Here is a 21,685-nt window from a genome sequence, read left to right on the forward strand (position 1 = left end):
CGCTTCCACCGGCGCGGCGGCGGCTGCGGGCGCGGAGGCCGCGGGAGGCGCGGCTGCGGGCGGCGCCGGCGGCATGAGCTCTGCGGCGGGGCTCGGGGCGGGTGCGGCCTCGGGTTTCGCGCTCGTGCAGCCCGCGAGCGTGGCGAGGGCGACGGCGGCGAGGCTCGCACACGACGCACCGGGGACGAACGCGGAGGGCCTGGGAGCAGGGGCGCGAGGCATGGCGGGGAGCGGCAGGGCCGCTAGCGACTCCCCAGTTACGCGTTTGACGCCCGGTGTGCAAAACATTTAACCTGACGAAGGCCTCTGCGTGGGAAGGAAGAGCCATTTTCGGCTGCCCGCGCGCGAGGCGGTTCGTGTCGTCGAGGAGGCGCCGTCCGATGAGCTTGGGGCACCGTTACCATGGGCGGATCGTCTTGATCGGATCGTTCGTCGCGGCGCTGTTCGCGGCGTGCGCGCAGGGCAATCACGTCGATACCAGCGGAGGCGCCGGCGCGGGCGCAGGCGGCGAGGGCGGTGGGGGCATTCCGCCCGGCCAGATCGGCGGCCCTTGCGACGACGACACACCTTGCGAGCAGGGGGACTGCACCGTCGTCGGCGCGGGCAAGTACTGCACCGTGCCGTGTCCGCCCGGCTGCCCGGATGGGACGTACTGCGCGATCATCAACGGCGACTCGATCTGCGTGCCCGATCTCGGCAGCCAGTGCTTGCCGTGCATGACGAAGCTGCAATGCCCGAACCCCTCGGATACGTGCCTGACCGCGCCCGCGGGGGATCGCTTCTGCGCGCGGGATTGCACGACCGACGGCCAGTGCCCGAACGGCTTCACGTGCCTCGAGGGCGCGAAGTATCCGCCGAAGCAGGGCGGCGAGATGCCGGACGCGGGGCCCCCGGACGACGCAGGCGGCTCGGAGGATGCAGGCGATGCGGGCGACGGCGGCCCGGACGCGGGACCGCCCAAGCCTCCGCAGGGGCAGGCCTACAAGTTCTGCGTGCCAAACTTGCCGTTCTCGTGTCCGTGCAGCGAAAAGCGCGACGGGGTCGAGAAGGACTGCGCGAACTCGAACGCGTACGGCACGTGCTCGGGCGTCGAGACGTGCAACGGCGAGTCCGGCAGCTTCGAGGGATGCACGGCGAAGGTCCCCGCGGCCGAGACGTGCAACGCTTCCGACGACGACTGCGACGGCATGAGCGACGAAGGTGAGCCGAACGCGCTCTGCAGCGCGGAGGGGCCGGTGCCGCCACACGCGTCGTGGGCGTGCACGCCGCAAGGCTCGTGTGAGCTCGGGCCGTGCGAGCCGGGCTGGGCGAGTTATCCGCCTGGCCCCATCTCGCAGGGCTGCTCGTGCCCGACCGAGATGGGCGAACCGAACGATCTCTGCGCGAACGCGACGCCCGTCGGCAGCGTGAGCGACACCGACGGGAGCAGCATCACGATCACGGGCTCGCTCGGCGGCGCGAGCGACGTGGACGTGTGGTCGTTCGATACGATCGACACGAACGAGGGGACCACGAACTCGTACCACGTGAGCATCGATTTCGTGGCGCCGATGCCGAACAACGAGTTCGTGGTCGACGTGATCCGCGGCGACATGTGCACGGACACGCCGACGGGTGGCGCCGTGGGGATCACGTCGTACGACTGGTGCGTCGACGGGAAATCGGCGGACGGCCTCCAGGGCGAGGTGCCTTGCGCGAACGACGGCACGCAGCCCGTGCACTGCAACAACAACGGGACGAAGTACTACGTGCGCGTCTACCGCAAGCTCGGCGCCACGGGGACGTGCACGCAGTACAGCCTGCTCGTGACCGCGAAGGGCGGCGATCCTTGCGATTTCACGCAGAAGTGCCAGTAACGCGGACCCATGGACCTCGAGCCTAACGAGACCGAGGCGCTCGTCCAGCGCACGGCGCGGGACTACGCCGAGCGCGTGATCCGGCCCGTCGCGGCCGATCTCGACCGAGACAAGGACATCCCACGCGAGATCCTGCGAGGGCTCGCCGACCTCGGCCTGATGGGCGTGAACGTGCCCGCGGCGCTCGGCGGCGCCGAGGCGGGCGTCGTCGCGTACTCGCTGGCGATGATGGAGATCGCGCGCGCTTGCGCCTCCACGGCCGTGACGATGAGCGTGACGAACATGGTCGCGGAGGTGATCGCGCGGTTCGGCACGGAGGCGCAGCGCGAGAAGCACGTGCCGAAGATCTGCGCGGGCGAGTACGCGGCCGGATCGTTCGCGCTGAGCGAGCCGGAGGCGGGAAGTGATCCGGGCTCGATGCGGACCGTGGCCGAGCGGACCGAGGACGGCTGGGTGCTGCGCGGGCAGAAGCAGTGGATCACGAACGGCGCATGGGCCGGCGTGTTCGTGGTCTGGGCGCGCACGGGCGGGCCGGGGACGCGTGGGCTCTCGGCGTTCCTCGTGGAGGGCGGGACGCCGGGGCTCCGGTGCGGCCGGCCCGAGGACAAACTCGGGCTGCGCGCGTCGAACACGGTGCCGCTCGAGCTCGACGACTGCAAGGTGCCGGCGGACGCGCTGCTCGGCAGCGAGGGCGAGGGTTTCAAGATTGCGATGATGGCGCTCGACGGTGGGCGCATCGGGATCGCGTCGCAGGCCGTGGGCATCGCGACGGCGGCGCTCGAGGAGGCCACCGAGTACGCGCGGGAGCGCAAGCAGTTCGGCCGGTCGATCGGCGACTACGAGGCGATCCAGTGGTCGCTCGCGGATTGCCGGACGGAGCTCGAAGCGGCGCGGGCGCTCACGCTGCGCGCGGCGTGGCTCAAGGAGAAGGCGCGCCCGTTTTCGGCCGAGGCGGCGATGGCGAAGCTCTACGCGAGCGAGGCGGCGAACCGGATCTGCCAGCGAGCGCTGCAGATCCACGGCGGCTACGGCTACGTGCGCGACTTCGCGGTGGAGCGTCATCTGCGCGACGCGCGCGTGACGACGATCTACGAGGGGACGAGCGAGATCCAGCGCATCGTGATCGCCCGGAGCGCGACGCGCTGAGCTGAGCTGAGAGAGGGATGCGCGGGGCTTTGCCCCGCACCCCAGCAGGGGGCTGTCCGCCCCCTGCACCCCGGACCAGGCACGGCCTGGACCGAGGGCGGAAAAACCGCGCGATGCGCGGTTTTTCCGACGGGCCCGTGGCAAGACCACGAGCGGCGTTGCCGACCAAGGCGCCCTCGAACAGACATGTCGGCGCTGCGGTTTTGACTGGCAAGGTCGTTGCTGGTCTTGCCTCGGCCTGTTCGATGAACTGCGCATCGCGCAGTTCATCGACCCCGGGTCCAGCGCTTGCGCTGGTCCGGGTGCAGGGGCGGAGAGCCCCTGCTCGGGTCCGGGGTGAAACCCCGGCGCTACGCTATGGTCCGATCAAACGAAGACGCGGGTCAGGATGAAGACGACGACCGCGATCACGGCCCCGAAGAGCAGCGCGTAGAGCAGGACGCGCTTCAGGATGGCGCGGAGCTTGTTCTTGAGGAGCGTCTTGACGAGCTTCCAGAGGAGGCCGAGGACTTCACGGATGAGCTTCCACACGCGGAGATCCTAGCGCGACCCTTCGATCCACGCCCCTCGGCCGAACACTTCTTCACGGAGCGCCGCGGGGCTCACTCCGCGACGAGGGACACCTTGCCGGCGTAACTTCCAGGCGATGGAAAGTTCATGCCGCGCAGCGCGTCGACGACGCACTTGGCCGCGGCGTCGCCCTTGGGATCGGCGCTCGAGATGCCGACGGCGAGAGGCTTGCCGTCCGTGTCGAGGTACATCGTCGCCGTGATCGGGCCCGCGCCCTGGCTCGCGCGGCACGTCGCGAGAGCTTGCTTGGCCTTCGGCAGCTCCTTGCCCAGGCGATCGGGCGCGAGCGCGACCGGCGGGCGCTCGTCGGCGCTCGGATCGAAGGCGAAGCCGCCCTCGGCGAGACCTTCCTTGCCACCCACGGGAGACGGCCAGCTCGCGCTGCGCAGCGCGCCCAGCATGCACGACTCGGTCTCGCGATCGCCGAGCGTCGACTCCTTGAGGTACGCGACGGTCGCCGTTCCGCCCTGCGCGATCCGCAGCGCGAACTTGATCTCGCCGCCCATGAAGGGGATGCGGCGGACGCCGTTGTGGAAGCAGGCGCTGAGCTTGTCCGAGGTGCGCTGCAGGGTCGACTGCACCTTGTCTTGATCGAGCGCGCCGATCTCGGCTTCGAAGTTGGCGCCGCCGTTCCCGCCGCTCGTCGAGGAGTCCGCGCCGCCCGTGTCCGGCGGCTTGTTCGCCGCCACCTCGCCTCCGCAGCCCGCGAGCGAGGCGAGCGCCGCGATTGCGACGACGAGGGCCCGAGGAGAACCAAACCCAAGGCTGATTTCGTTGGTCTTCATCATCCCTTCAACATGGTTTGCGCGATGATCGATCGTTGCGTTCCGCTGCTCTCCTCGACGAGCTCGGTGGTGCGCGCGTCGCGGAAGTGACGTCCGAGGCCCTCGCTCGCGCCTCCGCCGCGCGCGCCGAGGATGTCCATGGCTCGGTGCGCGACGCGGGTCGACATCTCGGAGGCGAAGAGCTTTCCGACGGATCGCTCGGCCGAGGAAGGCGCGCCGCGATCCGCGAGGTGCGCGGCGCGAAGGACGAGCAGGCGCGCGGCCTCGATGTCGACGGACATGTCGGCGAGCTGCGCCTGCATGCCGAGGAGGCCGGGCGTCTTCACGCGGTCCTGCGTGCGCTTCACGTGCGCCGCCGCCTTCTCGAAGGCCGCGCGCGCGATGCCGATGGCCTCCGCGGCGACGGCGATGCGCGCGTCTTCGAGCGCCGCCGTGGCGATGGCTGATCCTTCACCCGCCGCGCCGATCACGTCGCCCGCATCCACACGAACGCCGCGCGCGCGCAGCACGGCCGCGCCCGCCGCGCGTCGGCCCACGAAGGCCTCCGCGGGCTCGATCGTGAGGCCGGGGGCGCCCTTCGCGACGAGCAGCGCGACGAGGCGGGGATCGTTCGGGGCGCGGTTCGTCGCGGCGAACACGAGGAAAACGTCGGCTGCGGGCCCGAGGAGCACGGGGCCGGTCTCGCCGTCGAGGACGAAGCCGCCGGCGGCGCTGGGCTCGGCGAAGAGGGACGTGCCCTCCGCGAGATCGGGCATCGCGGCCGCGCCGAGCGAGGCGCCGCGCGCGAGCGGGGCGAGGTGCTTCCGTTTTTGCTCGTCGCTTCCGGCGCGGAGGAGCGTGCGCGAGACGAGCGCCACGTGCGTGCCCACGAGCGCGGCCGAGCTCGCGCACGCCGCGGCGATCTCCTCGATCACGAGCGCCAGCGAGACGAGGTCGCCGCCCGAGCCGCTTTGCGCCGATGGGATCGTGAGGCCGAGCAGGCCCGCGTCGCCGAGCTGCCGTACGTGGCCTTCGGGCAGACGCGCGTCGTGATCGATCTCGGAGGCTCGCGGCGCGAGCTCCCGCGCGGCGAGCGCGCGCGCGGCTTCCTGGAAACGCTTTTGCTCTTCGGTGAGGTCGAAGTCCATGGCAGATGGTGGGAACGGGTCCTGTCGGTTCGGGCTCAGAACGTGCCCAGGATCGAGGCGCCGCCGCCGCGTGGTCCGAACGAAGGGACGAGCCACGCGCGCGGCGCCTCGGGGCCGGGCTCTTTCGCCGGGGAGCGCGAGACGAAAAACAGCACGACGCCTGCGGCGAGGGCCGCGCCGCCCACGCCGAAGCCGATCGTCGAGACGAGGGCCTTCGTCTGCGCACCCTCGATGAGCGCGAATCCCTCGGCGTTGCACTTCTTTTGAGGGCAAAGCGGATCGGCCTTGCCCACGTCGCTCGACGCGAGCCCGCCGAACACCGCGCCGAGGCCGAGTGCGGCGACGCCCACGCCCCCCGCGACGAACGCCGCCGTGCGCAGACCGTTCGCGCCGGACGTGGCGGGCGGCGTGTCGACCTTCTCGACGGGCTTCGCCGTGGGCTCCGCCGCGAGCGCAGGCACCGAGATCGTCTTCAGGTCGGCGTCCTTGCCGACGACGATCTTCGTGGACCAAGGCAAAAAGCCGGGCGCGGTCGCTTCGATCGTGTGCTCGCCGGGATCGACGGGGATGGGCTCGCCGAGGAGCGTGGCCCCGAGCGGCTCGCCGTTGCGCTTGATCACGAGGCCCGCCGCGGGTTTGTCCGCCTCGATGCGCAGGCGCGAGAGCTTGGGGGCGAGTTTGCCCGCGAACTCTTCGGCGATCTTCAGGCGATCGGTGTCGCCCGTGGCGTGGGCCAAGGTCGCGGCTTCCTTGTACCGCGCCCACGCCGTGGCGGTGCGTCCGAGCTGCTCGTTGCAGAGCGCCAGGTTGAGCAGCGCGCCGACCGAGGGATCGAGCCGCGCGCTCTCCTCGAACTTGGGGCACGCCTCCGCGGGTTTGCCCTGGTCCATGAGCTCGCGACCGCGAAGAAAGGCTGCCTCGGCGATGGCCTTGTTGTCCCCGCTCTGCGCGTCCGCATGGCCGGGCGCGAGCGTGAGCGCCGCCGCGAGCGTGAGCGCGGCGGCGAGGATCCGCAGGCGGGCGCGGGGCATCGGCGAGCTAGCGGCGATTGAAAGCGTTTTTTGCATCTTTCTTCGTCGTGCTCGTCGGGGCCGGCGTCGCCTTGCTCGTGGGCTTCGCGCTGGGCGGCGGCGTCGCGGGCGCGCTCGAGGACGCGGCCATCGTCGGCGCCACGGAGGCCGAAGGGGCCGGCGGGGCCGTGGATTCGGGGGTCACCGTGGGCGCCGTGGACGTCGGCGTCGCCGTGATCGTGGGCGCAGGGGGCGCGGGGGCCTCCTGGGGCGCGCCGGTCGCGATCGGCGTCGTGGAAGAGGCTTCGACGCTCGATCGGAACAGGAAGACGAGCACGCCGCCGAGGAGCCCGATGAGCGCGCCGAGGCCGAGCGCGACGAACAGGAACGAGCGACCGCCATCGGACGACGGATGCCGCGTCCGCGCGGCGCTGGCGAACGCGGCGGCTGCGTGCGCGCTGCGCGGGCCCGTGTAGAGATCGGCCTCGATGCGGCTCAGGTCGGGCTCGATCACGTCGAGCGACGGGGTGTGTCCGATCGTGATGATGTTCGGCCCGGTCGTCGTGGCCGAAGGCGGGAGCTCCGGCGCGGACGCGATCTGCACCGGCAGCGGCATCGTCTTGTGCGCCGCGGCTTGCGCGGCGAGATCGGCCGGCGGCGGCGCGGAGGCCAGCGTCGAGCTGACGGCCGCGTTGCGTCGCCCCGTGCCTCCGAGCGGCACCGTGCTCGGGCCCTCGGCCCATTCGGTCGACGCGCGCGCGTCGGCAGGCGCGAACGCCGGCAAGGTCGGCTGGGAAGGCTGTCGCGACGGTAGTTCGGGCGTCGGCAGGCCGGCCATGCGCGTGATCCGCTCCAGCGTGCTCTGCGAACGCGGCGGCGCGTAGGGCGCGAGCGCGACGGCGAACTCGCCGATCGACTGGTACCTTTGGTTCTTGTCGCGCTCGTAGGCGCGCTCGATCCGCGCGGCGAGATCATCCGGCAGCTCCGGCCGAAACTGACGCAGAGGACGCGGCGTGCCGGTGAGCACCTCGGCGCAGAGGTTGGGCAACGTCTCCGCGTAGAACGGCTGCGTGCCCGCGAGCAGCTCGAAGAGCGTGATGCCGAGCGAGTAGATGTCGGTGCGGTGATCGACGCCGCGCGTCTCCTGCATCTGCTCGGGCGACATGTAGAGCGCCGAGCCCATCGCGGTCGCCGTGCGCGTGAGGGCGTGATCGCCCGGCGCGCCCTGCATCTTCGAGATGCCGAAGTCGAGCAGCTTCACGAGCGGCGAGCCGTCGCGGCGGCTCGCGAGGAAGAGGTTCGCCGGCTTCAGATCACGGTGCACGATGCCGTGCGAGTGCGCCTCGGCGATCGCCTCGCAGGCCTGCAGGACGTAGTCGATCGCGTCGGGCACCGAGAGGACGCCGTCCTTGAGCTGCCGCGCGAGATCCCGGCCATCGAGGAACTCCATGACCATGTACGGCGCGCCGTTCTCGAGCGTGGCCACGTCGAGGACGCGGGCGACGTGCTCGCTCTTGATCTTCACGGCGGCGCGCGCCTCGCGCTGGAAGCGCGCCGAGGCCTCGGGGTGCGCTGCGTACTCGGGCAGGAGGAATTTCAGCGCGACCCGCTCGTCGAGCGCGACGTGCCGGGCCTCGACCACATACCCCATGCCGCCTTGCCCGAGGACACGCTCGACGCGGTACTTCTGGGCGAGGAGGGTGCCCGGTGCGACGGCGGCTGCCGGCGAGCCAATGGGAGACGCATTCGACGTCACGGACCTGGGTGCATGATGGCGCCCACGGCCGTCCGACGGCAAGGACGTTCTCTCACGTGCACAGCGGGAGATCGAAGCGCACGGCCGTCCCCTTGCCTTGCTCGCTCTCGATCTCGATGTCTCCGCCCACGGCCTCGATGAGGCTCTTGACGACGGAGAGCCCGAGGCCCGTGCCTTTGCCCGATGGTTTCGTCGTGAAATAGGTCTCGAAGACGCGCGCGAGGATCTCGGGCGACATGCCCATCCCCGCGTCCTCGACGAGGCAGTGCGCGCGCCCGGTCTCGCGATTCTCGCTCACCTCGATGCGGATGAGCCGGCCCTCCGGCGGCTGCTCCATCACGGCGTCCGCAGCGTTCGTCACGAGGTTGACGAAGATCTGTTCGAGCTTCGTCCGGCTCATGGCCACACGCACCGGCGAAGGCGGCGCCTGCGTCATGATGCTGACGCGCTTCGTGCGGCCCGCGACGTGGAGCATCGAAAGGACGTCGGCGATCACGGTGGTCACGTCGAGGACCTCTTGCCGATCCTGGCTCGGCGTGCCGAGGTGCAGGAGGTTTCGCGCGTGCTCGGCCAGGTGCGCGACGCCGCGCTCGAGGGCCACGAGATCGTCGGGCTCCGGCGGCTTGCCGGCGTCGGCGCGCATGCGGATGAAGGTCGCGGTGTGGGTCAGGACCGCGGCGACGTTGTTGAGCTCGTGCCCGACGCCGGCGGCGATGGTGCCGAGCGTGGCGAGCCTGTCGGCCTGGAGCAGGCGCGCGCGCGTGCGCTCGAGCTCCTCGACGAGCCACTTGCGGTACGCCTCGGGATCTTGCGAGAGCGGCGGTACGTCGCTCTTGCGGCTCCCGACGACCACGCTCGAAGGGCCGACGCTGTGCGGGCCCGAGTGCGGGGCACTCTGGAACATCGGACGCGTGGGTGGGGGAGCCGGGAGGGGGAGTCCGGCAGGCGCTGCCTGCGCTCTCGCCCCGTCGCCACGTCCATCGCTCTTGCCGTCGCTCATGCCTGCTCGGGCGATGGTAACACGTTCTACCCTGTGATCACCGAGCGTTTGGGGTGCCAAGGACCGGCTCGAACTCGTCCCAGCCGTACCGCTTGAGGTAGTTGCGCCAGACACCCTCGCATTGCGGCCCGTATTTGCACGTTCCGCACGCCTGCCGTTTGTCCCGCTGGGCCTCGTCGAGATCTTGCCTCGTGACGAGGACGAGCCCCCGGCCGCGTCCGTCCCCGGCCCGCTCGGGCGCGCGCGCGGCGTCGAGGTTCGCCTGATCGCCGAGGTCGAAGTGCCGGTACTTCTCGACGTACCCGCGGTTGAAATCGGCGACGCCCTCCGTCGTGCAGAGCGGGATGTCCACGAGGAACGCCATCGGCCGCGGCTCGCCGACGTCCGCGAGGAAGCGCCGGAACGCCGCGGCGATGTCCGTGTAGCGCGGGAAGATCTGTTCGAAGTACGTGTCGGCGCGGCCGTTCGCCTGCATCACGTTGAAGACGACCTGGTCGACGCCCGCCTGCCGCAGGAAGCGGTAGATGTCGAGCATGTGCGGGAGGTTCCGGTCCGTGATCACCGTCGAGGTGTGGAGCTCGACGCCGAAGCGCTTGAGCTTCGCGATCGAGGCGAGGCCGGCGGCGGTCTGCTCGAAGCTGTCGGGCGTTCGCGTGAGGCCTTCGTGGAGCTTCTTCGTGTGGCCGTGGATCGAGACGTAGAACCGGTTCATCCCGGCCTTCGCGAGCAGCGCGGCGTACGGCAGGTGCGAGAGGCGCCGGCCGTTCGTCATCACGCTGATCTTGCGGTAGCCGAGGCCCTTGGCCATCGACACGAGGTCGGGCAGCTCGGGGCGCGTCGTGGGCTCGCCCGAGGTGAAGCAGACCTCCTCGGCGCCCTGGTTCTGCTCGAGGATCCACCGCACGCGCTCGGCGGTCATGGCCGAGTTGTTCACGTAGCGGCCGTCGCGATCTTCCTCCATGCAGAAGACGCAGTTGTTGTTGCAGATGGCGCCGATGGAGACGTGGATACGCTCTTCGCGTGTGGAGAGCCGCTCGGCGATGGTCGGCTCGGCAGCGTTGGCTCCGTCGGACAAGCGTCGGCCTCGGGGAAAAGCGTCTTCCAGCGAGCGGCGCGCGTCAACCGCTTCCGCGCCCCTTCCGGATGGACGCGGGCCGGGAGGTTTGGTAGCCCCTCATTCAAATGGACAGGAACCTTTTCCGCGAAGAGCACGAGCTGTTCCGAACGTCGTTCCGCCGGTTCATCGACCGGGAGGTCAAGCCGCACCAGGAGCGGTGGATGGAGCAGGGGAGCGTCGACCGCGAGGCGTGGCGCAAGGCGGGCGAGGGAGGCTTTCTCTGTCCGTGGCTCGATCCGGCCTACGGCGGCGCGGGCGGCGATTTCCTCCATTCGGTGATCGTGATCGAGGAGATGGCGCGGGCCTACGACTCCGGCTTCGCGATGTCGCTGCACTCGGACGTCGTGGTGCCATACATCGCGACCTTCGGGACCGAGGAGCAGAAGCAGCGCTGGTTGCCCGGCTGCGCGTCCGGGGAGATCGTGACGGCGATCGCGATGACCGAGCCGGGGACGGGCAGCGATCTCGCGGGGCTGACGACGACGGCGGTGCGCGACGGCGACCATTACGTGCTCAATGGGGCGAAGACGTTCATCTCGAACGGCATTCTCTGCGACATCTGCATCGTGGCGGCGAAGACGGACCCGAATCCCGAGAACGCGCACCGGGGCATCAGCCTGTTCGTGGTGGAGGCGGGGACGCCGGGCTTCGTGAAGGGCAAGAAGCTGCGCAAGATGGGGCTGCCCTCGCAGGATACGTCGGAGCTCGCATTCGAGGATTGCCGCGTGCCCGTGAAGAACCGTCTCGGCGAGGAAGGCGGGGGCTTTTTGATGCTGATGCAGAAGCTCCAGCAAGAGCGGCTCGTCGTGGCCGTCGGGTGTCAGGCGGCGGCGGAGCGGATCCTCGAGGACACGGTCGCGTATTGCAAGGAGCGCAAGGCGTTCGGCAAGCCCATTTCGAAATTCCAGAACACGCAATTCAAGCTGGCCGAGTGCGCGACGAAGGTGGAAGTGGGCCGCGCATTCCTCGATCGTCTGATCGCGGAGCACATCGCGGGGAAGTATCTCGTGAAGGAGTGCTCGATGTCGAAGCTCTGGCAGACGGAGATGCTCGGCGAGGTGGTCGACGAGTGTCTGCAGTTCTTCGGCGGTTACGGGTACATGCTCGAATACCCGGTGACGCGGGCCTACATGGACGCGCGCGTGCAGCGAATCTTCGCCGGGACGAACGAGATCATGAAGGTGATCATCGCAAAGCAGATGGGGCTCTGAGAGGCGGGGCCGCAGCGTAGCGCCGGGGTTTCACCCCGGACCCGTCTGGTCAACGATGGGGCTACGCTCGGCAAGCCGAGCTACGCCCCAAACCCCAGGGGCTGTCCGCCCCTGGACCCGGACCAGCGCAAGCCCTGGACCTAGGGTGCATCGACCGCGGTGCGGTCGATGCAAGGATTCGGCGTCGCAGCCCGCGGAACACCCTTTCAGAGGTTCTCCGCGATCAAGTATTTGCATATCATTGAGATTGCAGCTTTCGGAGAGTAGAGAGCTGGCGATGCTAGTCCGCAATTCGTAGTCGTCGCCACGGAGATGCTGCGGAATCCCTCTCAGCCTCCCAATCAGGGGGAAGGTCAGCCAGTTCGGCGAGCGATGGGTCATCCTCGAAAAGATGATTTACCCCGACGACATGCGGCACATCCTCCTGAGGATGGGTGCCTCCGCAGAGAAACTGCCAGTCGCCCTCAGACCGCGAAACCAGCAAGACAGGTCGCGTACGTTCGAAGATGTGTGAACAGAGATAAGCTGGTGTTTCGGCACTCTTCATGGCTTCCACTCCTCGGGAGTCTTCGCGCCTTTCGAGCGATTACATGTCCGGCAGGAAGGCACCAGGTTGTTTGGCGTTGATGGTCCGCCTCTGGCATGGGGGATGCGGTGATCCGGTTCATAGGAGTTTGGCTTTCCGGCTTTGGGGTCTAGTTCTTTGCCGCAGTAGGTGCAACGGGGAACTCCGTCGGCATCTTTCGCCCGCTCAAGCCCTTTCGCTCGGTCTGACGGGGTGAATCGTCTTTTATCACCTGGTGGGTTTCCTTGGGCGGCCGCGGGGGTACTCTGCGCGCCGTTGGGCTTCGACACGTTCGGGGTCGCCGTGACCGGCTTCGTCGTCGTGGTGACCGTCGTCCCGCTGGGCGGCTTCGGCTGCGCCGCAGGCGGCGGGCTCGGAGCCGGAGCACTCGGCAGCTTCGGCCGCCGCAAGAACCCGCCGGGACCGCCCGCCGCGCTCGGCAGGAACACCGGCATGTTTCGTAGCCTCTGCTGAGCCGCCCGCAGCGCCCTCGCCCCCGCGGTCTCCAGGCCCGCCGCTCCCATGGTGGCGAGCGTCAATGCCGTGTCCGCCAGGGCGTTCAGGATCGCGAACTTCAGCTCGGCGTCCGCCCAGCCTCTGCCATACCCCTTGAGGAATGCCTCCCACGCGATCCTGGCGAGCCGCTCGTCGTCGTACGTCGGCAACTCCGGAATCGCATTCAGCTGTTGGGCCAGATTGGCCTGAATCTGCTCGGCGCGTTCGGGGGGGGCCTGCTGGAATAACTTGTTGAATTCTCCCGCCTTCCCCAACCCCACAAACGGGCGGTCAAAGGTCTTCGGCAGTTCATCCGCCTTGCCAAGCGTCGCCCCCCACTCGCGCCCGATCCGCTCCCCGGTCCTCCTCGCCTCCTCCTCGGCCTCCCTCCGCGCCAGGTTGACCTTCTGTTCCTCATATGTCTTCCCGGGCGGAGGCGGCGCACACGGCACGCTCGTCCCAGGCGCGGGGGCGGGCGTGGGAGCCGTTTGCCCGATGAAACGCTGATCCGGCGGCCTGTTTCCCGGCCTGTCGCAGGGCCTCATCGCCGACGTCCGCGTCACGGTTCGGATGGTCGTGCGCTCGGCCGGTCCGGCTTCCGGCTCCTTCGCCGCGATCTTCACCGGAGGCGGCGGCGGCGGCGGCTTGTCGCAGGGCAGCTCCTGATACGCGAGCCCCAGGAGCCTCCGGCTCTCGGACGGCGCGAGGGGGTCATGGATAAAAACGGCCTTGACCGAAGGGTTTTCCAGGAGCTTTTCGAGCGGCTCGAACGCCGGTCGATGCACTCCGTCCCCGATCTCGTACCAGGAGCGCGCATTCGGGCCGACGCGGGGATGCCGACGGCAGACGCGAAACACGCTCTTTCCGTGCAGCTCCTGCGCCCACCCCTCCATGTGCACGCCCGCCGCGCCGCACCCGAGGAGCCATGCCGAGGCGCAAAAAGCAAAGAGCACCGGAAACCCGCGCCGAAGGAACCGCAGAGCAGCACCCACGAGCATCAGGGCGGCACCGGTGACCCAAAGGCGAGGGTGCGACGAGGGTGAGAGCACGCGATCAGAGGTCATGACCAGGGCCACCATGACAGGTCACAGCGGCGACTCCTGTCAACGGCACCCTTCCGCACCCGACCGAACCCGAACGCGCCCACCCCGGGGAAGCCTCCCCGCGACAATTTTCCGCTCCTCGCTCATACCGGCGACCCCTCCCCGCCAAAAATCCGCGCGGCAATTGTCCGCGGGGACCCCTCCCCCGCCCGTCCTTCGGCGACAAAATCCCGCGGGGAGGGCCTCTCCCCCCGACCTCCCCGCGGGGAAATTCCTGCGGGGACCCCTCCCCGCGCGGCAAGCCTCGCCAAAAACCTCGCGTCGAACCCTCCCCGCGCGTTTCCGCGCGAAGACGCGCTCCTCTCCGAAGCCTCCCGCCCCGATTCTGCGCGCTCCGACGTTTCCCTTTACACCTTCCCCGCCCACCTTGTAGGGTCGCCCCCCATGACAGGACCCCACACCATCGCCATCGACGAGCCCTTCGAAGACGTCGACGAGGAGCTTCGCCACACCGAGCTGACCGCGAAGGCGTACCCGGAGACCGCTCCGCTCGCCGAGCCCTTCACGGTCCTGCGCGCCGAGCTCCGCAAGCGCAAGGTCGAGGAAGACGCCCTCCTCGATGCCATCGCCTTCGCCAAGGCGCTCATGGTGGCCGCCGACGATGTGCTCAATGTCCTCGTCGACGAGACGAAGAAGGCCGTGCTCGCGGCGTACAATCAAGATTTTCAGGCCCCGCTTTATCGGCAGCTCTTCGAGGGGCAGAGCCCGAGTGACCTCAAGCGGCCCATTCTCGGCGCCCAGCTCGAGACCATGCGCGCATGGGTGGGGCCGCTCGGCGCCGCGAACGTGCCCGCGCTCGGAGCCACCGCGCTGAAGCTTTCAGTGGCCATCGTCAAGGCCGACGACGCCGTCACCAAGACCTCGCTCGCGGAGCAGGCCATGGACACCTTCGTCGCCGGCCCGCGGACGGAGCTGATCAACGGCGTGAACGCCCTCCGCAAGCTCACGGCCGGTCAGATTGGCGAGCTCGTGCACGCGAGCCTCGAAGGCAAGGTGCCGCGCGATTTCGTCGACCGATTCTTCCTGTCGAGCGGCGGATCGAGGACCCCGACCCTCCCCGAGCTCTCTCAATCGATCACGCGGCTCGAAGCAAAACTCGCGCGGCAGAAGGCGCTCCTCGAATCCATGAAGGAGAAGGAGGCCAAGCTGCGGAAGGCCAAGCAGGAGTCCGAGCTCGCCGAAAAGCAAGCGAAGCTCGCCGCCGCCGAGAAACGAGCCGCGGAGGCGGCGCAGGAGATCGCGCGGATCAAGGCGGAGATGGGCTCGACCTGAGCCTGTCGTCCTCACGTTCCGCCACCCGCGCGAGATGCCACGCGCTGAGCGGCACCATCACGAGCGCCACCAGATCCGTCGGATCTGCCAGGTTCCGGAACGATCTCCCCCCGCCGAACGGCGCGTCCAGCACCCCGAGCAGCGCCCGGTGCACGCCCGTGAACGCGGGCCACGTCTTCAGCAGCGCGAAGTACGCCACGCTCACGCCGCACGAGAGCCAGATTCCACGGGGGCCCACGCGTGGCCCCACGCGGCCGCCGCATAGCCGCGCGAACGTGAGCAGCCACTCCGCCGCGGCCACCAGGAACACCGGCAAGAGAAAGCAGATCGCGAGGTCCGAGAGCTTGCCGCTCACCACTCCCGGATGCCTGCGTCGCAGCCAGAAGACGTTGAACGCGAGCGCCGCCGCCGCGAGGTACGACCATGGATGGAGCAGCGCCCGGCCGGGGACGCCGTCGAGCTTTCGGGGCTCAGAGCGCACGCCAGACGATCCTGTCCGTGAGCCACTCGACCGGCGCACGATCGTCGGTCAACACCGGCGTGTCCGCAGGAAAGGACGCAGGCCGCATCGGGGCGTGGCGCGCGGCGAGATCACGCAGCACGCCGGCCGTCTGCGCCGAGACCGAGAGCCCCGTGATCCCGACCGCCTCGGCGGGTGCGTGCTCGGTCGCCACGAGGATGGTGTTCGAGCGGCCCGCCGGATCCGCCGCCTGCACGCGCGGGAAGACCTGCGCCATCGTGCGCGCGAGCGCGTGCACCACGCCGCGCTCCTCGCCGTGACGGCCCGCATTCACCATGAGCACGCCGCCCGGTGAGAGGCAGCGCCGCGCCGCCGCGAAGAACTCCACCGTCGCGAGCTGGAACGGCACGTACGGGAACTGGAACGCATCGAGCACGATGACGTCCTTCGTCCCCGGCGCGCGCTCTGCCTCGGCCTCGAGGAAGGGGCGCGCGTCGTCGATGATCACCGAGGCCTCGGGTAATTCGAACCCGAGCCACTTGCGGCCCGCCTCCACCACCGCCGCGTCGAGCTCCACGCCCACCACCGACGCCGCCGGGTAGAGCCGCCGGAACACCTCCGCGGACGTGCCGCCGCCGAGCCCGAGGAGCAGCACGCGCTCGGGGGTGGGCCGGGTCCCGTAGCTCGGCGCCATCGCGTAGTAGGCCCACACGTCGCGCACGGGCAGCTCGCCGTCGAGGCGCGCGAACGATTGCACGGCGAAGCCGTCGTTGACGCGGATCTGCCGCTCGCCGCCGCGCTCGACCACCGCGATGTGGTTATGGCGCGACTCGCCCGTCCAGAGCAGCCGCCCATGCGCGGGCGCGGGCGTGGACTGCGGTAGGAAGGAAAGAGCCACGGTCACGGTCGAGGTCGAGAGCCCGACGATGGCCTCGCGGCGCGCGCGGGCGCGAAAGGCGAAGGCCGCGGCGCCCACCGAGAGCAGCACCGCGGCCACGTCGAACGTCGCGCGCGTCCCGAGCCATGGCAGGAGCACGAGCCCCGCGCCGAACGTGCCCACGAGGCTCCCGAGGGTCCCCAGCGCCGAGAGCCGCCCCGCGAGGCGGCCGAGCTTGTCGGTCGCCTCGCCGTCGCCCGCATTTCCGGCGGCGTGCATCACGAGCGGGGGCAGCGCACCCAGCGAGCCGATGGGGAGCGCGATGGCGAGGCCCGTGAGGGCCGCGAGCATCCCGAGCGAGGAGGCGTTCCCCGCGCGGAAATGCGCGAGGCTCGACGAGAGCACCCACGGCACCACGCGCGGCAGCGCCGCGAAGAGCAGCGACGACGAGAGCATCAGGCGCACGATCCACCGCGAGGCCGCGCCGCGCGCGCTGAGCCAGCCGCCGAGCAGGTTGCCGAGCGCGAGGCTCCCGAGCACCGTGCCGATGAGCATCGCCCACGTCGTGGTGCTCGTGCCGAGGTGCGGGGCGAGCAGCCTGCCCGCGGCGATCTCGCCGTTCATCACGGCGGCGCCGCCGAGGAAGCTCAGCCCCATCCATGCGCCGAGCCCTTTCGGGCGTGTCGCGTCGGTCATTGCGCGGCCGTGAGGCGTGCCGTGCACGTGCCGCCGCCGTCGATGGTGCACGTCACGTCCTTTCCGAGCTGCGTCTTCAAGTCGACCCTGCACGTGGCCACGAGGCCGGGCGTCCCCCCGCCGCCCGCCGAGCCGTCGTCTCCCCCGGTGCCCGTCTCGTCGGTCGCGGAGGCCGGGAGCTGGATGCTGACCCCCGTGCTCTCGAACGGCTCGTCCTCATCGCTGCACGCACCGACCACGCCCCCGGCGACCGGGGCGACGTCGCCCGAGACCTTGGTGACCGACAGATTCGCCGCATCATCGCTCACGGCCACCTTCATGGTGCCATTGACGCGGATGCGGCCGCTGAGGTCACCGCCGCAGGTCGTGGTGATGTCGAAGGTGCGGTCGAAGGACGACTCCGCACAGTAATCCTCTGCGCTGTCGGCGAGGAGCAGCGAGAGGAGGCCCGCAGTGGCGAGGAGGCTCACGGAATGACGAACGGCGCGAAACAGATTCATGGTGTCTCCAAGGAAGGCAAAGGGGCCGCGCCCGTGTCCGGGCTGACGGCTATCGGCGTCGCGGCGCGTGTGCAAAATCCTGGCCGCGAGCTCCAGTGTGGGCGAAAGTCGTGAAATTTCGCCCGTCGGCATCCTCTGCCGAGGGCCGCGCGGGTCGCAGGACTGACATCACGATCCGGGTGGGGCTACCGCCCTCGCCGCAGGATTCGACCAATCTTCTTGCCGAGCCCGTCCGGGCTCGCGGGGGCGTTCGCCACGTCGGCCGCGCCCGCCGAGACGAGCCGCGTCATGCGCTCGGGCGTGAGCGACGAGGCGCACACGAGGACCCGCGCCTGCGGGATGATCCGCGCGACCTCGGCGATCTGCGCGGCCGCGCCGTCGATGTCGTGGCCCGCGTCGACGAGCACGACGCCGAGCTTCACGCGGGCGTCTTCGTCGAGGGCCTCGAGCGGGACCAGATAAATGCCTTGCGACGCGAGTCCCGTGATGCACGCGGGATCGACGCCCGTCGCGCTGGCCATGCGGATCCATCCGACCTCCGTGAGCCCATGCCCCGGATCGGTCGAATCATGGGCGCGGGCGAGCTGGCCCTCCCATTGCGGGGCGCGCGACTCCCGGCCGCCGAGCGGCTCGTTGCCTTTGCGCGTGACGAGCTGCGTCGCCAGCGATTGGGGATCGAGCGCGTCTTCCAGTCGCTTTTTCACGACCGCCGCGCTCGCCGGCCTCCGCTCCGGCTGCTTCGCGAGCATTTCGAGGCGCAACTTTTCGAGCAGCGGCGGCACGGGCTCCGAGCCGGTCGGGCGCGCGAGCGGCGGCGGCGGCAAGAACAGGTGCGCCGAGATGATCTCGATGGAGTTTTTTCCGAGGAACGGCGGCCTGCCTTGCAGCATCGCCGTCAGGACGCACCCGATCGCATAGATGTCCGTCGAGGGGCCGACGGCGAGCGAATGGCATTGCTCGGGGCTCATGTACTCGGGCGTGCCGCCCACGGCCTCGGGCTTCGTGAGCGTCGAGCCTTGATCGTCTTCCTTGGGCAATTCCACGTGCGCGAGGCCAAAGTCGAGGATCTTGACGGTGCGTTTGCCCCCCACGTCCGTGAGGAAGACGTTCTCCGGTTTCAGGTCGCGGTGCACGATGCCCCGCGCGTGCGCGACCTCGAAGGCGTCGAGGATCTGGCCGAGGATGTCCCGCACGTCGGTGAGCGGCGGCGCGGCGTCGCGGTCGCGGAGCCACGAATGCAGCGTGACCCCGACGAGGTATTCCATCACCAGGTAGGGCAATCCGTCGTCGTCACCGTAATCCATGACGCGCACGGTGTTCGGGTGGTCGAGCAGCGTCGCGGCCCGCGCCTCCCGGTAAAACCTCCGCACGTAGTCGGGCTCGATCGCGATGTTGTAATGGAGCAGCTTCACCGCGACCGGCATTCGCAAGGTGACGTGCTCGGCGCGGTAGACCTCGCCCATGCCGCCCGAGCCGATCCGCGCGAGGAGGCGGTATTTGCCCCCGAGGACGAGCCCGACGTGCGCGCCGCCGCGCTCCTTCGGGATCGGGGGCATACGCGGGGCGGCCTGCGGCGAGGGCAGGGTTTGGAGCGTCGTGTGGTGCTGCGCTTCGAGCTCGTCGAGATCGTCGGCCCCGGGCGGGCGAACGCTGACGCGCACGGGTTTGGAAGGCGAACGATCGTCGTCGTCGTCGCTCATCGGGTTTCTCTCTCCAGGCGGAATCCGAGCGATCCGGTCACCGTGCCCGCCGCCTGCCAGGTGACGCTCTCCGCCCGCCCGACCCAGGCGGACAGCGCGAGGAAGACCGACCCGCCCGCCTCGACGCCGGCCATCAGGCCATAAGGAACGACGACCGTGCCGTTTTGCCCGATCGTGGCGAGCACGTGCGCGTCGGCGACGACGTACGCCCGGAGCCAGTGCAAAGGATCGTACGTGGCGCCGATGAGCAGATACGGCTGTACCCAGGGGATCTGCGCGGAGGGTTCTTCCAGCATGAATCGAGCGCCCGCATTGGCGACCCACGTCATGCGGCCCTCCGCTCCGCCGGCGGCGGCGCCCACGTCGAACATCAGGTCGCGCCGATGTTCGAGCGGCACACCGATGCGGAAGAGCGGCGCGATTTCGAGCTCGGACGCGCCGCGCTGGAGGACACGATAGCGCGCGCCGAGCCACGCCATGTCCTCCGTCGGCACGCTGCCCGGCACCTGGACGGCATCGGCGCGTTCGAAGGGCGTCGTGACGATGAGGGCGTCGAGCCCGAGCGGGCCGAACGAGCCGCTCACGCGGCCATTGGCCTGGAAGACCGGGCCATTCGCGGTGATGCCGGCGCTCAAGCCGCGGCCGACGGCGAGCGGCGCCGTCGGGCTGGTCCAGGGCACGGCCGTGACGCCGGCCGGGCGGAAGGGCGGGAGCCACGCGCCGAGCGGACGGAACACCGGGCGCCGCGGCGGAGGCGGCGGGGGCTTGTCCGGGGCGAGGATCGTGGTCGTGCCGAGGACCTTTCCGCGAGCATCCAGGACGTCGAGCCGCGCCTCGCCGTGCGCGGCGCCGACCGGGATCGACGCGAGGAGGACGCCGCCCTCGGCCACGGTGAGCGGGACCGTCTCGACGCGCTCGCCGAGGCGGACGCGGAGGCGCGGCGCGACGCGCTTCGGGACGTCGATCTCGCCGAGGCCCTTGGTGGCGACACGGACGCGGATCTCGCGCTTCGCCTCGTCGAACGTCGCGGTGGGCGTCGACGCGACGGGCGTGGGGACGAGGGTGATCCGCTCTTCGAGGCCGCTCTTCGTGCGGAAGCGCAGCGTCTTCGGGGCTTGCTTGAGGAGGTCGATCTCGGCGGGCGGCGGGCCGAACGGGCCTTCGTCGAGGGCGACCTCGACCGGGCTCGACGCCGTGAGCGCGAGGACGCCGTAGGGGTTCACCGTGACGGTCTTGCCCTCGAACCGCGCGCCCTCGCCACGGAGCTCGGCCGCGACGACGTCGATGGTGCGCACGTCCGAGGCGACGCCGAGGTACTCCTCGACGTCGATGGCCCGGACCCGCACGCGGTAGAGGCCCGGCGGCATCTTCTCGGCGCGGAAGGAGCGCACCTCGGCGGGGATTTCTTCGCGCACGACGAGGTCGTGAAAGCCTTCGTCGCGCGAGACTTCGAGGCGGTAGGCCTTGGCCTTCTCGACGGGGTTCCAGCTCGTGGTGAGGACGGCCGTGCCCGGGGGCGCGAGCACGACGGACGGCGATCCTCCGTCCTCCCAGCGCGGCGCGGGGGGCAGCGGGCGCGGCGCGGCCGGAGGCGCCGTTCCCTCGAAGCGCGTGCCGTAGTTCTTCGGGACGCTCACGGTCTTGCCGCCCGACTGGACCGCGGCCTTGCCGTCGAAGACGGCCACCGTAGTGCGCGCCTTTTTCCGCTCGACGACGGTGTCCTTCGACTCGGCGCGGACCACGCCGCCGTCGGGCACGGCGACCTCGGCCGGCTCGCCGCGCAGCGCGGAGAGCCCCGCCTGCACCTCGCCCGCCTCGATCTCGACCGTCGGCGGCGTCTTCGAGACGCGCGTCTTGCCCGCGGTCCCGTAGATCACGACGAGCGTGTTCTGCGCGAGGAAGACGTGCGTGTGGTCGATGAACTCGATGTGCGCGCGCCCCTCGTCCATCGTCTGGACGTTGTGGTTGCGGTAGAGCGCGGTGCCCGTCGCGATCGCGTCCCACGCGCCGCCGGAGGGCCTGCCGCGCACGTCGGGGTGGCTCGATTTGATGCGCGCGTCGGGCACGCTCGTGACGCCCTTCGGCAGGATCAGCGTGATCCCTTCGGGCAAGGGCTTGCGGCTCGTGCAGTCGACGCGGTTGTAGCGGCTCACGAGCGGCACGTGCGCGGCCGCGCCGTACATCACCTTCGCGATGTCCTCGCACGTCTCGCCCTTCTGCACGCCCCAGTGCACGATGGGCTCGAGGAAGCCGGGCGGCGGCGGCGCGTCTGCGTAGGCGCGCGGCGCGAGGAGCACGAGGGCCAGGGCGGCCAAGGCTCCTTTCGCTGCTGTGCGCATGCCCATTCCTCCGAAGGCGCGCCACGCCGAACCGCGCCGTGGTCGCCAGCATAGACGCGGTTCGTGGCGCCTGGCGAGGCCCGCGCGTCCTGCCGTGGAC

17 protein-coding genes and 1 pseudogene are annotated in these 21,685 nt (G+C 70.1%); 4 read left to right on the forward strand and 14 right to left on the reverse strand.

Translation table 11 applies throughout. The features are described from left to right. Positions 1-222 (reverse strand): annotated as a pseudogene (locus QHF83_RS42725) (hypothetical protein); the annotation flags it as partial. A 158-nt stretch (positions 223-380) separates the two neighbouring features. Here QHF83_RS42725 and QHF83_RS42730 point away from each other — a divergent pair. Together QHF83_RS42730 and QHF83_RS42735 are read left to right on the forward strand one after the other, a co-directional pair. Next, the gene (locus QHF83_RS42730; protein ID WP_282423854.1) at positions 381-1,856 is read left to right on the forward strand and encodes a hypothetical protein; all 1,476 of its coding nucleotides are present in this window, start codon (positions 381-383) and stop codon (positions 1,854-1,856) included. 9 nt (positions 1,857-1,865) lie between these two features. After that, positions 1,866-3,002, forward strand: a complete 1,137-nt coding sequence (locus QHF83_RS42735; protein WP_282423855.1) for an acyl-CoA dehydrogenase family protein — start codon at positions 1,866-1,868, stop codon at positions 3,000-3,002. Between the two features lie 366 nt (positions 3,003-3,368). Here the strand turns inward: QHF83_RS42735 and QHF83_RS42740 are convergent, their stop codons facing one another. The 7 genes from QHF83_RS42740 to hxsC4 form a co-directional block, all read right to left on the reverse strand. Beyond that, complete coding sequence (locus QHF83_RS42740) at positions 3,369-3,533, reverse strand: hypothetical protein (RefSeq protein WP_282423856.1); 165 nt, start codon at positions 3,531-3,533, stop codon at positions 3,369-3,371. A 71-nt stretch (positions 3,534-3,604) separates the two neighbouring features. Beyond that, positions 3,605-4,360, reverse strand: a complete 756-nt coding sequence (locus QHF83_RS42745; protein WP_282423857.1) for an AgmX/PglI C-terminal domain-containing protein — start codon at positions 4,358-4,360, stop codon at positions 3,605-3,607. Continuing rightward, positions 4,357-5,484, reverse strand: a complete 1,128-nt coding sequence (locus QHF83_RS42750) for an acyl-CoA dehydrogenase family protein (RefSeq protein ID WP_282423858.1) — start codon at positions 5,482-5,484, stop codon at positions 4,357-4,359. Before QHF83_RS42750 ends, QHF83_RS42745 begins: the two co-directional genes overlap by 4 nt. Before the next feature lie 35 nt (positions 5,485-5,519). Next, positions 5,520-6,515, reverse strand: coding sequence for a hypothetical protein (locus QHF83_RS42755; RefSeq protein ID WP_282423859.1), 996 nt, complete (start codon positions 6,513-6,515; stop codon positions 5,520-5,522). A 7-nt stretch (positions 6,516-6,522) separates the two neighbouring features. Beyond that, positions 6,523-8,250 carry a serine/threonine-protein kinase gene (locus QHF83_RS42760; protein WP_282423860.1) on the reverse strand — a complete coding sequence of 576 codons (1,728 nt, stop codon included), beginning with the start codon at positions 8,248-8,250 and terminating at the stop codon, positions 6,523-6,525. A gap of 52 nt (positions 8,251-8,302) precedes the next feature. Beyond that, on the reverse strand, positions 8,303-9,154 hold the full coding sequence (locus QHF83_RS42765) for an ATP-binding protein (RefSeq protein WP_282423861.1): 852 nt from the start codon (positions 9,152-9,154) through the stop codon (positions 8,303-8,305). Between the two features lie 133 nt (positions 9,155-9,287). Further along, entirely contained in the window at positions 9,288-10,325 is a 1,038-nt protein-coding gene (gene hxsC4 / locus QHF83_RS42770; RefSeq protein WP_282423862.1) for a radical SAM protein HxsC4, read from the reverse strand. 107 nt (positions 10,326-10,432) lie between these two features. Here hxsC4 and QHF83_RS42775 point away from each other — a divergent pair, with 107 nt between their 5' ends. Then, positions 10,433-11,578, forward strand: a complete 1,146-nt coding sequence (locus QHF83_RS42775; RefSeq protein ID WP_282423863.1) for an acyl-CoA dehydrogenase family protein — start codon at positions 10,433-10,435, stop codon at positions 11,576-11,578. 543 nt (positions 11,579-12,121) lie between these two features. On the opposite strand, the gene QHF83_RS42780 is transcribed toward QHF83_RS42775, so the two are convergent. Further along, on the reverse strand, positions 12,122-13,717 hold the full coding sequence (locus QHF83_RS42780) for an HNH endonuclease signature motif containing protein (RefSeq protein WP_282423864.1): 1,596 nt from the start codon (positions 13,715-13,717) through the stop codon (positions 12,122-12,124). A gap of 408 nt (positions 13,718-14,125) precedes the next feature. Between QHF83_RS42780 and QHF83_RS42785 the strand changes: the two genes are divergently transcribed. Further along, positions 14,126-15,013 (forward strand): hypothetical protein, encoded by an 888-nt coding sequence (locus QHF83_RS42785; protein ID WP_282423865.1) that lies wholly within the window; start codon positions 14,126-14,128, stop codon positions 15,011-15,013. Here the strand turns inward: QHF83_RS42785 and QHF83_RS42790 are convergent. The 5 genes from QHF83_RS42790 to QHF83_RS42810 all read right to left on the reverse strand — a co-directional run bounded on the left by QHF83_RS42790 (position 14,988) and on the right by QHF83_RS42810 (position 21,585). Continuing rightward, positions 14,988-15,494 carry a hypothetical protein gene (locus tag QHF83_RS42790; RefSeq protein ID WP_282423866.1) on the reverse strand — a complete coding sequence of 169 codons (507 nt, stop codon included), beginning with the start codon at positions 15,492-15,494 and terminating at the stop codon, positions 14,988-14,990. The two genes, QHF83_RS42785 and QHF83_RS42790, sit on opposite strands and share 26 nt — an antisense overlap. Then, positions 15,484-17,046 (reverse strand): fused MFS/spermidine synthase, encoded by a 1,563-nt coding sequence (locus QHF83_RS42795; RefSeq protein WP_282423867.1) that lies wholly within the window; start codon positions 17,044-17,046, stop codon positions 15,484-15,486. The genes QHF83_RS42790 and QHF83_RS42795 overlap by 11 nt, the downstream gene beginning before the upstream one ends. Next, positions 17,043-17,546, reverse strand: a complete 504-nt coding sequence (locus tag QHF83_RS42800) for a hypothetical protein (RefSeq protein ID WP_282423868.1) — start codon at positions 17,544-17,546, stop codon at positions 17,043-17,045. The genes QHF83_RS42795 and QHF83_RS42800 overlap by 4 nt, the downstream gene beginning before the upstream one ends. Positions 17,547-17,731: 185 nt before the next feature. Further along, complete coding sequence (locus tag QHF83_RS42805; RefSeq protein WP_282423869.1) at positions 17,732-19,246, reverse strand: serine/threonine-protein kinase; 1,515 nt, start codon at positions 19,244-19,246, stop codon at positions 17,732-17,734. Continuing rightward, positions 19,243-21,585 carry a FecR domain-containing protein gene (locus QHF83_RS42810; RefSeq protein ID WP_282423870.1) on the reverse strand — a complete coding sequence of 781 codons (2,343 nt, stop codon included), beginning with the start codon at positions 21,583-21,585 and terminating at the stop codon, positions 19,243-19,245. Before QHF83_RS42810 ends, QHF83_RS42805 begins: the two co-directional genes overlap by 4 nt. Positions 21,586-21,685 lie beyond the last annotated feature (100 nt).

This window comes from Polyangium sp. 15x6 (assembly GCF_029960785.1).
Taxonomy (GTDB): Bacteria; Myxococcota_A; Polyangia; order Polyangiales; family Polyangiaceae; genus Polyangium.

Excerpts from the sequence above, each read along its gene's own strand:
- QHF83_RS42730 (WP_282423854.1), top strand. The coding sequence starts at position 381 with ATGAGCTTGGGGCACCGTTACCATGGGCGGATCGTCTTGATCGGATCG.
- QHF83_RS42735 (WP_282423855.1), top strand. The coding sequence starts at position 1,866 with ATGGACCTCGAGCCTAACGAGACCGAGGCGCTCGTCCAGCGCACGGCG.
- QHF83_RS42745 (WP_282423857.1), bottom strand. The coding sequence starts at position 4,360 with ATGATGAAGACCAACGAAATCAGCCTTGGGTTTGGTTCTCCTCGGGCC.
- QHF83_RS42750 (WP_282423858.1), bottom strand. The coding sequence starts at position 5,484 with ATGGACTTCGACCTCACCGAAGAGCAAAAGCGTTTCCAGGAAGCCGCG.
- QHF83_RS42755 (WP_282423859.1), bottom strand. The coding sequence starts at position 6,515 with ATGCCCCGCGCCCGCCTGCGGATCCTCGCCGCCGCGCTCACGCTCGCG.
- QHF83_RS42765 (WP_282423861.1), bottom strand. The coding sequence starts at position 9,154 with ATGTTCCAGAGTGCCCCGCACTCGGGCCCGCACAGCGTCGGCCCTTCG.
- QHF83_RS42775 (WP_282423863.1), top strand. The coding sequence starts at position 10,433 with ATGGACAGGAACCTTTTCCGCGAAGAGCACGAGCTGTTCCGAACGTCG.
- QHF83_RS42780 (WP_282423864.1), bottom strand. The coding sequence starts at position 13,717 with ATGGTGGCCCTGGTCATGACCTCTGATCGCGTGCTCTCACCCTCGTCG.
- QHF83_RS42785 (WP_282423865.1), top strand. The coding sequence starts at position 14,126 with ATGACAGGACCCCACACCATCGCCATCGACGAGCCCTTCGAAGACGTC.
- QHF83_RS42795 (WP_282423867.1), bottom strand. The coding sequence starts at position 17,046 with ATGACCGACGCGACACGCCCGAAAGGGCTCGGCGCATGGATGGGGCTG.
- QHF83_RS42800 (WP_282423868.1), bottom strand. The coding sequence starts at position 17,546 with ATGAATCTGTTTCGCGCCGTTCGTCATTCCGTGAGCCTCCTCGCCACT.
- QHF83_RS42805 (WP_282423869.1), bottom strand. The coding sequence starts at position 19,246 with ATGAGCGACGACGACGACGATCGTTCGCCTTCCAAACCCGTGCGCGTC.
- QHF83_RS42810 (WP_282423870.1), bottom strand. The coding sequence starts at position 21,585 with ATGCGCACAGCAGCGAAAGGAGCCTTGGCCGCCCTGGCCCTCGTGCTC.